The 11399-nt window shown below is 67.0% G+C and carries 9 protein-coding genes; all 9 read left to right on the forward strand.

The annotated features are described in order from the left end of the window. Nucleotides 1–10 precede the first annotated feature (10 nt). Nucleotides 11–472 (forward strand): HPr kinase/phosphorylase, encoded by a 462-nt coding sequence (locus EOA24_RS13895; protein ID WP_127409859.1) that lies wholly within the window; start codon nucleotides 11–13, stop codon nucleotides 470–472. A 164-nt stretch (nucleotides 473–636) separates the two neighbouring features. Next, nucleotides 637–1038 (forward strand): PTS sugar transporter subunit IIA, encoded by a 402-nt coding sequence (locus EOA24_RS13905; protein ID WP_027166957.1) that lies wholly within the window; start codon nucleotides 637–639, stop codon nucleotides 1036–1038. Next, complete coding sequence (locus EOA24_RS13910) at nucleotides 1035–1331, forward strand: HPr family phosphocarrier protein (protein ID WP_126080108.1); 297 nt, start codon at nucleotides 1035–1037, stop codon at nucleotides 1329–1331. Before EOA24_RS13905 ends, EOA24_RS13910 begins: the two co-directional genes overlap by 4 nt. A 163-nt stretch (nucleotides 1332–1494) precedes the next feature. Then, complete coding sequence (gene ahcY, locus EOA24_RS13915; RefSeq protein WP_126080109.1) at nucleotides 1495–2895, forward strand: adenosylhomocysteinase; 1401 nt, start codon at nucleotides 1495–1497, stop codon at nucleotides 2893–2895. Between the two features lie 190 nt (nucleotides 2896–3085). After that, nucleotides 3086–5665, forward strand: a complete 2580-nt coding sequence (locus EOA24_RS13920) for a PAS domain-containing sensor histidine kinase (protein WP_126080110.1) — start codon at nucleotides 3086–3088, stop codon at nucleotides 5663–5665. Between the two features lie 10 nt (nucleotides 5666–5675). Continuing rightward, entirely contained in the window at nucleotides 5676–7187 is a 1512-nt protein-coding gene (gene tsaE, locus EOA24_RS13925) for a tRNA (adenosine(37)-N6)-threonylcarbamoyltransferase complex ATPase subunit type 1 TsaE (RefSeq protein ID WP_126080111.1), read from the forward strand. Further along, the gene (locus EOA24_RS13930) at nucleotides 7184–7921 is read left to right on the forward strand and encodes a nucleotidyltransferase family protein (protein WP_126080112.1); all 738 of its coding nucleotides are present in this window, start codon (nucleotides 7184–7186) and stop codon (nucleotides 7919–7921) included. Before tsaE ends, EOA24_RS13930 begins: the two co-directional genes overlap by 4 nt. Beyond that, entirely contained in the window at nucleotides 7918–11037 is a 3120-nt protein-coding gene (gene addB / locus EOA24_RS13935; protein WP_126080113.1) for a double-strand break repair protein AddB, read from the forward strand. Before EOA24_RS13930 ends, addB begins: the two co-directional genes overlap by 4 nt. After that, a partial coding sequence (locus EOA24_RS13940; protein ID WP_145992531.1) for a UvrD-helicase domain-containing protein occupies nucleotides 11034–11399 on the forward strand: 366 nt, incomplete at its 3' end. The genes addB and EOA24_RS13940, both read left to right, overlap by 4 nt.

The raw sequence follows: 11399 nt of genomic DNA on the forward strand, positions 1-11399 counted from the left end.
CTAGCCGAACATGCCGGACACCGCCGCGAAGCCCCTGAATATCCACGAGACGGCCCTCCTGATCGGCGAGCGCGGCGTGCTGATCACGGGGCCGTCCGGCGCCGGCAAGACGACGCTGGCGCTGGCGCTCCTCGATCATTGCCGAACCCGCGGCATGTTTTCCCGGCTGCTGGGCGACGACCAGCTGTTCGCCGCCGCGCATGGCGGGCGGCTGGTGTGCCGCGCGCCGGCAAGCATCGCGGGACTCTGCGAGGTGCACGGCATCGGGCCGCGGCCGTTGGCCTTCGAGCCGGCCGCCGTGATTGACCTTGTCGTTCGGCTTGTCGAGCCGGCCGATATGGCGCGGCTGCAAGACGAAGCCACCGAGACGATCGAGGGTTGCCGGCTGCCCCGCATCGACATCACCCGGCAAAATGTCACCGCCGCGCTGCCCATGCTGATGGCGCGGCTGGCGATCCAGCCTTTTTCATGATCCGGCCGGGGTTTTTTGCTGCGATGCGTCAAAATGGCCCAAGCCGCCGCAATTTTGGGCTTGTCAACCGGCCGTGCGTCGACAAGATAGCGCTCCCGCCGCCTGGAATGGCTGGCGAACATAATATACGCCTGTGAAGCGGCGATGACGGGAGCCACCAGAGAATGATCGGACTCGTGCTCGTGACGCACGGTCAACTCGCCACCGAGTTCCGGCATGCCGTAGAACATGTCGTCGGGCCGCAAGACAATTTCGAAACCGTGGCGATCGGCGCCGACGACGACATGGAGCAGCGCCGGGCCGACATCGTCGACGCTGTGGCGCGCGTCGACACCGGCGCCGGCGTCATCGTGCTAACCGACATGTTCGGCGGCACGCCCTCCAACCTCGCCATCTCGGTCATGGAATCCGGTCGCACCGAGGTCATCGCCGGCATGAACCTGCCGATGCTGATCAAGCTCTCCTCGATCCGCAAGGGCGACAACATGGCCGCCGCGCTCGATGAAGCGCAGGCGGCGGGCCGCAAATACATCAACGTCGCCAGCCAGCTCCTGAGCAGCAAATGAACGCACCGGCGCAGCAGACGGACGAGGTTGTGCGGGAGTTCCCGATCATCAACCAGCGCGGCCTGCATGCGCGCGCTTCGGCGAAATTCGTCCAGGTTGCCAGCGGCTTCAATGCCACCATCCATGTCGAGAAGGACGGCGTGAAGGTCGGCGGCACCTCGATCATGGGCTTGATGATGCTGGCGGCGAGCCCGGGCTATTCGATCCGCGTGATCGCCAGCGGCCCGGAAGCCGTGCCGGCCATGGACGCGCTGGAGCAGCTGGTCGCCTCGCGTTTCGGCGAGGAAATCTAGTTCCCGGCCTCACATTTCGCGCCTCGAAGACATGCGCGCATAAAGATTTCTTTATGTCCCATTGTCGTATCGCGGCCGATCTGCTAGTCAGGCCGGCAACCGCGCCCTTCCATGCGCCTCCCGGCGCCGGCGCGCATTGAGAAAATCACACCGGAGCACTGCCATGACGGGTAGCAAGGACTATGTGGTCGCCGACATCTCGCTTGCCGGCTGGGGCCGCAAGGAGATCGAGATCGCCGAAACCGAAATGCCGGGCCTGATGGCCTGCCGCGAGGAGTTCGGCGCCAAGAAGCCGCTGAAGGGCGCGCGCATCACCGGCTCGCTGCACATGACGATCCAGACGGCGGTGCTGATCGAGACGCTGAAGGCGCTGGGCGCCGACATCCGCTGGGCATCGTGCAACATCTTCTCGACGCAGGACCATGCGGCTGCGGCGATCGCCGAGGCCGGCATTCCGGTCTTCGCCATCAAGGGCGAGTCGCTCCAGGACTATTGGGATTACACCGACCGCATCTTTCAGTGGACCGATGGCGGCACATCCAACATGATCCTCGATGACGGCGGCGACGCCACCATGTATATTCTGCTCGGCGCGCGTGCAGAGGCCGGCGAGGACGTGTTGTCCAATCCCGGCAGCGAGGAGGAAGGGATCCTGTTCGCGCAGATCAAGAAGCGCCTGAAGGCCTCGCCCAGCTTCTTCACCAAGCAGCGCGAAGCAATCCGCGGCGTCACCGAGGAGACCACCACCGGCGTCAACCGCCTCTACCAGCTGCAGAAGAAGGGCCTGCTGCCCTTCCCGGCGATCAACGTCAACGATTCCGTCACCAAGTCGAAGTTCGACAACAAATATGGCTGCAAGGAATCGCTGGTCGACGGCATCCGCCGCGGCACCGACACGATGATGGCCGGCAAGGTCGCGGTGGTGTGCGGCTATGGCGACGTCGGCAAGGGCTCGTCGGCCTCGCTGCGCGGCGCCGGCGCCCGCGTCAAGGTCACCGAGGTCGACCCGATCTGCGCGCTGCAGGCAGCGATGGACGGCTTCGAGGTGGTGACGCTGGAAGACGCGGCCCCAACCGCCGACATCGTCATCACCACCACCGGCAACAAGGATGTCGTCACGCTCGACCACATGCGGGCGATGAAGGACATGGTGATCGTCGGCAATATCGGCCACTTCGACAACGAGATCCAGGTGGCGTCGCTGCGCAACCTGAAATGGACCAACGTCAAGCCGCAGGTCGACCTGATCACCTTCCCGGACGGCAAGCGGATGATCCTTCTCTCCGAGGGACGCCTGCTCAACCTCGGCAACGCCACCGGACATCCGAGCTTCGTCATGTCGGCCTCGTTCACCAACCAGGTCCTGGCGCAGATCGAGCTGTTCACCAAGCACGGCCAGTACCAGAACCAGGTCTATGTGCTGCCCAAGCATCTCGACGAGAAGGTGGCGCGGCTGCATCTCGACAAGCTCGGCGCCAAGCTCACGGAGCTCTCCGGCGAACAGGCCGCCTATATCGGCGTGACGCCGCAGGGCCCGTATAAGCCGGAACACTACCGCTATTAACCAAAGCGAAATTATCTACCAGATATTGAAGTCGGGTGGTTGACTTTCCGCCCGGCTTTATTTTTTGCGCCAATGATTCTTCACGCCGATTCCAGCAGGCGTTATTGTTGTGATTCGCGGTCCGGGGACATGTTGGGCCGGGGACGCATTCAGGGCGGTCTTGCATTCAAGCGGCGAAGAGGACCAAGACATGCCGGGGGATTACCCGCGAAGCGCGGGAAAGGCCGTTTCCGGCGGCCATGAGGATTCGAACGAAGCCGACCCCGCCGTGAACGGCGGCGGTTTTCGCGCCGGTGCGCGGCAGGCCTTGCTTCTTGCCACCTCGGCGCTTGCCAGCCCGCTGCTCGCCTTTGCCGCGCGCGCCGACACAAGCCTTCCGGGAAAGGCCGATGCGCCGGTCAGTACCGTCGAGGTCATGCAGCTCGCCATGTTCGTCGGCGTGATGGGCGCGGCGCTTGTCTCGGCCATCTTCCTGATCCGCGAACGCGGGCGCACCGCCGCGCAGAATGTCCAGCTCAGGGCCCGCATCGCGGACGTCAACGCGGCGCTGCAGCGTTCCGAGGCGCTGCTCAACCTGCGCGACCAGCGGCTGATCGTCTGGGCCACGGACAACAAGAAACCCGAACTCATCGGCAGCCTGCCGTTGGAAAGCGGCGCGCCCGACGACAGGTCCGCCTTCCTCGCTTTCGGCCGCTGGCTGATGCCGCGCTCGGCGGCGGCGCTGGAACACGCGGTCGCCGCGCTGCGCGAGCAGGCAAAGGCCTTCGATCTGGTCATCGAAACGCAGGCCGGCGTGCCGCTGGAAGTGCATGGCCGCAAAAGCGCGGCGCATGTCTTGGTGCGCTTCGTCTCGCTGTCGGAGACGCTGCGCAACCAAGCCAGGCTGAAGATCGAGAACCAGCGGCTCAGCGCCGACCACGACACCATGATCGGCCTGCTCGACGCGTTGAAGATGCCGGCATGGCTGCGGGCGGCGGACGGCCGATTGCAATGGGTCAACCGCGCCTATGCCGAGGCGGTGGAGGCGGAAAGCCCGGCTGCGGCCGTGCGCGACGCCAGGGAGTTCCTCGGCGGCCAGGCGCGCGATCAGATCGCCGAACAGCACAAGACGCGCGCGGTCTTCGAACAGACGCTTTCCACCGTGATCGATGGCGACCGCCGCATGTTCGCGGTCACCGACTTCGCCGGCGCCGACGGCTCGGCGGGACTTGCTTGCGACACAAGCGCGGCCGAGACGATCCGCGCCGAACATGAGCGGACCGTGCGCAGCCATGCCGACACGCTCGACCAGCTGAACACCGCGGTGGCGATCTTCGACACCGACGAGAAGCTGCGTTTCTTCAACCAGGCCTTCCAGAAGCTGTGGGGCCTGGATTCGGGCTTCCTGCTCAGCGCGCCCTCCAACACGCTGCTGCTTGACCGGCTGCGCTCGGAAGGCAGGATCGCCGAGCAGCCGGAATGGCGGCGCTGGAAGGAGAACCTGCTCAGCGCCTATCGCGCCGTCGAATCGCAGGAGCATTGGTGGCACCTGCCGGACGGCAAGACGATCCGCGTAGTGGCGAACCCGCAGCCGAAGGGCGGCGTCACCTGGGTGTTCGAGAACCTGACCGAGAAGATGGATCTCGAGAGCCGCTACCAGACCGCCGTGCGGGTGCAGGGCGAGACGCTGGACAACCTCGCCGAAGGCGTGGTCGTCTTCGGTCCGGACGGGCGGCTGCGCCTGTCCAATCCGGCCTTCGTCGCGCTTTGGGGGCTGACGGCGGAAGCGCTCAAGCCCAACGTCCATGTCTCGGCGATCCGCGACCTGTGCGACCAGCACGCCGCGAACAGCCCGTGGGGCGGCTTCGTCGCCGCCGTCACCGGCTTCGACGACGAGCGCCGCGACCGGCGCGGCCAGATCGAGCTGATCAATGGCAACGTGCTGAGCTACGCGGTGATCCACCTGCCCAATGGCCAGGTGATGATCACCTTCGTCGACGTCACCGACACCGTCAATGTCGAGCGGGCGCTGAAGGACAGGAACGAAGCGCTGGAGAAGTCCGACCAGTTGAAGAACGAATTCGTGCAGCACGTGTCCTATGAGCTGCGCTCGCCGCTGACCAACATCATCGGCTTCACCGAGTTGCTGTCGCTGCCCGCCACCGGGCCGTTGACGCCGAAGCAGCGCGAATATGTCGAGTATGTCGGCTCGTCGTCATCGGTGCTGCTCACCATCGTCAACGACATTCTCGACCTGGCGACGGTCGACGCCGGAATCATGCAGCTCGACATTTCCGAGATGAATATCGATCGGACGATCGCCGCGGCGGCCGAGCTGGTCGCCGACCGGCTGGACGAGCACCGGATCAAGCTCGCGATCGACGCGACGGAGGCGCCGGCGAGCTTCCATGGCGACGAGACCCGCATCCGCCAGATCCTCTACAATTTGCTCAGCAACGCGGCGAACTACGCGCCGGAGGCAAGCACGATCCGGCTTACCTGCCGGCGGCTGGCCGACGCCGTCGAGTTCTCGGTGCATGATGACGGCCCCGGCATGCCGCCGGACGTGCTGGAGTCGGTCTTCCGCCGCTTCGAGCCGCGCGCCAATGGCGGGCGGCGGCGCGGCGCCGGGCTGGGGCTCTCGATCGTCAAGAGCTTCGTCGAGCTGCATGGCGGAACCGTGCGCATCGAGACCGGCCAGGACAGGGGCACCACGGTGATCTGCACCTTCCCGGACAAGCCGTCCGGAATCCCGGATACGCCGGCCGGCATCCGCGACGCGGCCGAGTAGCGCGGCCTATATGGAAGGGATGGTGCTGGAGCGTTTTCTCGCCGACGAGGCGGCAACGGCAAGGCTTGGCGAGGATCTCGCCATGGCATTGCGCGCCGGCGACGCGATCGCGCTCAAAGGCGATCTCGGCGCCGGCAAGTCGACGCTGGCCCGCGCGCTGATCCGGGCACTGGCCGACGACGCCAATCTCGAGGTGCCGAGCCCGACCTTTACGCTGGTACAGAGCTACGAGACGCGCGTCCCCGTCCACCATTTCGACCTCTATCGGCTTTCCGCGCCGGACGAGCTCGACGAGCTCGGACTCGACGATGCTCTCAGCCAAGGCGCGGCGTTGATCGAGTGGCCGGAACGGGCCGGAGACCGATTGCCCGCAAATGCGCTGTGGGTCGATCTCGCCGAACATGGCGAAGGTCGCGTGGCGCGGTTGTCGGGCCAGGGACCTGTCTTTGAGCGCGTGGCGCGATCGCTGGCCATGCGCGATTTCCTGGCCTCGGCCAGACGGGGCGAAGCCAGCCGCCGCCATTTCGTCGGCGATGCCTCCGCCCGCTCCTACGAGATCGTGTCGCTGCCCGGCGAGGCGCCGCGCGTGCTTATGAACTCTCCGCGCCTGGTGCTCGGGCCGCCGGTGCGCGACGGCAAGCCCTATGCGGTGATCGCCCATACGGCTCAATCCGTCGCCGCCTTCGTCGCCATCGACAAGGCGCTGCTGGCGAACGGCGTCAGCGTGCCGGTGATCCATGCCCAGGACATCGACCAAGGCTTTCTGCTCATCGAACATCTCGGATCGGAAGGTTTTCTCAGCCACGACGGCCAGCCCATCGCCGAACGCTACGAAGCAGCGGCCGAACTGCTTGCCATGATGCATGGCAAGGCCTGGCCCACGCGCATGGAAGCGGCGCCCGGCGTGGTCCACGACGTGCCGCCCTTCGATCGCGACGCCATGCTGATCGAGGCCGATCTTCTGGTCGACTGGTATGTGCCCTGGATCACCGGCGGTCCGGCGAGCGAGGACTTGCGAGCGGGCTATCACAAGGAATGGAACGCGGCGCTCGACCGCCTCGCCGGCAGCGAATACACGCTGATGCTGCGCGATTTCCATTCGCCCAACATCATCTGGCGGGCAGAGCGATCCGGCCTCGACCGGCTCGGCATCGTCGACGTCCAGGACGCGCTGATCGGGCCCGCCGCCTATGACGTCGCCTCCCTGGCCATGGACGCACGCGTCACCGTCTCGCCCGAGATCGAGCGCCGGACGGTCGCCGCCTATGTCGCGGCGCGGCACGCTGCGGGCGCCTTCCATGAAGCCGCTTTCGCCGAGGCCTACGCGATCATGGCGGCGCAGCGCAATTCGAAGATCCTCGGCATCTTCGTGCGGCTCGAAAAGCGCGACGGCAAGCCTTACTATCTGAAACACCTGCCGCGCATCCGCGACTATCTGAGGCGGGCGCTGGCGCATCCGGCGCTGGCCGGCCTGAAGGAATTCTACATGGCCCACGGCCTGCTCGAGGAACGGGTCCCATGAAGCCCCCAACCACGACGCCGAAGACAGCGATGGTGCTGGCGGCCGGGCTTGGCAAGCGCATGCGGCCGATCACCGACACGATGCCCAAGCCGCTGGTGAAGATCGCCGGCAAGACCTTGCTCGACTGGGGGCTGGACAGCCTGGAGGCCGCCGGCATCGCCAAGGCCGTCGTCAATGTGCACTATCTGCCCGAGCAGATCGTCGCCCATGTCGCCAGCCGGAAAGCTCCGAAGATCGTCATCTCCGACGAGCGCGAGGCGCTGCTGGAATCGGCGGGCGGCATCGTCAAGGCGCTGCCGCTTCTGGGCAGCGAGCCCTTCTACATCATCAACGCCGATACGTTCTGGATCGACAGCGGTCAGCCCAGCCTCAAGCGCCTTGCCCTTGCATGGGACGCCGCCAGAATGGATATTCTGCTGATGCTTACCGATCTCGACTCAGCGACCGGGCACTGCGTCGGCACCGATTTCCTGGTTGCCGCCGATGGAGCTCTACGGCGCTCGAAGGGTGATCCGACTGGCCTGATCTATGCCGGCGCCGCCATCATCCATCCGCGCATCTTCAAGGACGCGCCCACGGGCTCGCATTCGCTCAACGTCTATTTCGACAAGGCGATCGCCGCCGGGCGCCTGTTCGGCATGAAGATGAACGGGCGCTGGATCACCGTCGGCACGCCGGACGCCATTCCCGCCGCCGAAGCGGCCGTGGCCGGCGCGCTCGCGAAAGCGGTATGAGCGGCGCGCGCCGCGTCCTTTCCATCCCGCCCGGAGCGCCGTTCCTGCCGACGCTGGCGGAGGCGTTGCTCGACGGACGATTGATTCCCGGCTTTCGTTTCGACGGCGAGCCGCTGGCGCTGGCCGACGCGACCGTCTATGTGCCGACCCGACGCGCGGCGCGGGCGCTGCGCGGCGCCTTCGTCGACATTCTCGGTCAACGCTCGGCCATCCTGCCGACGGTGCGGCCGCTCGGCGAGTTCGACGAGGATGAGGCAGCCTTCGACGCAGAGGCGGCGCCGGCGATAGACCTCGCGCCGCCGATCGCGGCGCAGGAGCGATTGCTGTTGCTGGCGCCGCTGGTGCGTGCCTGGAAGGAAAGCCTGCCGGCGCATGTCAGAGAGCGGTTCAACGAGGAATTCGTCGTGCCGACCTCGGCCGCCGACGCCATCTGGCTGGCGCGCGACCTTGCCCGGCTGATGGACGAGATCGAGACCGAAGGCACGGATTGGGCGAAGCTCGCGACGCTGGTCACCGGCAATCTCGCCGGCTGGTGGCAGGTGACGCTCGATTTCCTCGGCATAGTCACCGACAACTGGCCGGAACTGCTCAAGGAGCGCAACCGCTCCAATCCGGCCGCGCATCGCAGCGCGCTGATCCGGCTGGAAGCGGCGCGGCTGAAGCGCAATCCGCCGGCCGGACCTGTGATCGCCGCCGGTTCGACCGGCTCGATTCCCGCCACGGCGGAACTGCTTGGCGTGATCGCCGGGCTGCCCAATGGCGCCGTCGTGCTGCCCGGGCTCGACCGCGAGCTGGACGACGCATCCTTCGCGGCGATCACGGCCCCCGGCGCGCGTCCGGCAACGCTCGGCCACCCGCAATATGGCCTCGCCAAGCTGATCGGCGGCATCGGCATCCAGCGCCGCGATGTCGAGGATGTCATCGCCGCGCCACCGCCGCTGGCGCTGCGGGCGGCCCTTGTCGGCGAGGCGCTGCGGCCCGCCGAAACCACCGAATACTGGACCGAAACGCGGCCGCGCTTCACGTCAGGCGATGTCGAACAGGCGCTTGCCGGCGTGACGCTGGTGGAAGCGGCGAACGAACGCGACGAGGCGGCGGCAATCGCCATTGCACTCAAACTTGCCGTCGAGGCACCGGGCAAGCGCGCGGCGCTCGTCACCGGCGACCGCGCGCTGGCGCGGCGGGTCTCGGCCGAGCTTCTGCGCTTCGGCGTCGTCGCCGACGATTCCGGCGGCGCGCCGCTCATCAACATACCGGCCGCCAGCCTGCTCAGGCTCGCGCTGAGCGCCGCGTTCCGGCCCGGCGACCCGGTAAGCCTGCTCTCCTTGCTCAAGCATCCGCTGCTCGGGCTCGGCCTCGAACGCCAGGCCGTGCGCAAGGCGGCCGAGTTGGTCGAGCTGGTCGCCTTGCGCGGCGGCACGGGCCGGCCGGATGTCGCATCGCTCGGCGCGCTTTTCGAGACGCGACTCGCGGAGCTGAGCGGCGATACGAGGCAGCCTTTCTGGTTTTCGCGGCTCACCGTGCGCGGCATCGAGCAGGCGCACGGCATGCTTGGCCGCCTTAGCAAGGCGCTCTCGCCGCTCACCGCTATGCGCGACGAGAAAGACGCCGATATCGCGACGCTGACCAGCGCAAGCGTCATCGCGCTGGAGGATCTCGGCCGCGCCGCCGATGGCAGCCTGGCGGAACTCTATGCCGGCGATGCCGGCGAGAAACTCGCCGAACTTTTGCGCGGACTGGTGGCGGCGTCCTCGCCCTTCACTTTCGCCGCCTCGGAATGGCCCGACGTGATCGAGGCGCTGATCGCGCCGGAGACGGTGAAGCCGGGGCAAGGCACCGACCGCAACATCGCCATCTGGGGCGCGCTGGAAGCGCGATTGCAGAATGTCGACATGCTGGTCATCGGCGGGCTCAATGAAGGGGTCTGGCCGCGCAAGCCCGATAGCGATCGCTTCATGTCGCGGCTGATGAAGACCGGCATCGACCTCGAACCGCCGGAGCGGCGCATCGGCCTTGCCGCGCATGATTTTCAGATGGCGATGGGCGCGGCGGAAGTGTTGCTGACACGGTCGGCGCGATCCGGCGATGCGCCGGCGGTGCCGTCGCGCTGGCTGCAGCGCATCCTGACCTTCATCAGCAAGGAGCCGGCGGCGGCCCTTCGCGGGCGGGGCGACGCGCTGCTTGGCTGGGCGCGCGCGCTCGATGCCGGCGAGAAGAAGGATTTCGCCGCCCGCCCGCAGCCCAGGCCGCCGCTCAGCATGCGCCCGCAGCATTTCTCGGTCACCGAGATCGAGACGCTGCGCCGCGACCCCTACGCGGTCTATGCGCGGCGCATCCTGGGGCTCTCGCCGCTCGAGCCGTTGATCCGCGATCCGGGCGCCGCCGAACGCGGCACGCTGTTCCACGAGATCCTGCATCTGTTCTCGCGGCGGGTGGAGGATCCAAGGGCGCCGAATGCGCTCTCGAGCCTCATCGAAGCCGGCCGTCTCTGCTTTGCCGAGGCAAAGCTTCCGCCGGACATCGAGGCCATCTGGTGGCCGCGTTTCGAAAAGCTCGCCGAGAATATCATCGAATGGGAGCATACCCGCGCCGATGCGGTCGCGAGGCGCTATGCCGAGGAACGCGCCGACAAGACGGTGGTCGGCCGCACCGGCGTGACGCTGTCGGGCTATGCCGACCGCGTCGACCTGCTGGCCGGCGGCATGGCCGACATACTCGACTACAAGACCGGCTCCTCGCCCTCGAAAGCGCAGGCGCACACGCTTTTGTCGCCGCAGCTTGCGCTGGAAGGCGCGCTGCTCAGGCGCGGCGCGTTCAGGGAACTGGGTATCCGCGAGCCCTCGCAGCTGGCCTTCGTGCGGCTGAAGCCGAATGGCGAGGTATTCGAGGAATCGATCCTCGAATACAACCGCAAGCCCCGCACCGCCAACGATCTCTCCGAGGAAGCCTGGGCGCGGCTAGAGCGGCTGCTGTTCCATTATGCCGACCCGACCACCGGCTATCTGTCGCGCGCCCTGCCCTTCCGCGAGGGCGAGGCCGACGGCGATTACGATCATCTGGCGCGCGTGCTGGAATGGTCGGCCGGCGGCGCCAGCGAAGACGAGGCGGAAGGATGAAATATCCGATCCCCTCCGATACCGCCGCCAGCCAGGCGCGCGCCTCGGATCCTGCCTATTCCGCCTGGGTGTCGGCCAATGCCGGCTCCGGCAAGACGCATGTCCTGGCGCAGCGCGTGATTAGGCTCCTGCTCAACGGCACCGATCCGTCGAAGATCCTGTGCCTGACCTACACGCGGGCTGCCGCCGCCAACATGTCGAACCGCGTGTTCTCGACCCTGTCCGAATGGACAGCGCTGCCCGATGCGGAGCTGGCGGTCAGGATCGCGGCGCTGGACGGCCGCGGCGCCGACCGCGACATGATGCGGCGCGCGCGCCGGCTGTTCGCCGAGGCGCTGGAGACGCCGGGCGGGTTGAAGATC

This window comes from Mesorhizobium sp. M2A.F.Ca.ET.039.01.1.1, from assembly GCF_003998035.1.
In the GTDB taxonomy this organism is placed as follows: Bacteria; Pseudomonadota; Alphaproteobacteria; order Rhizobiales; family Rhizobiaceae; genus Mesorhizobium.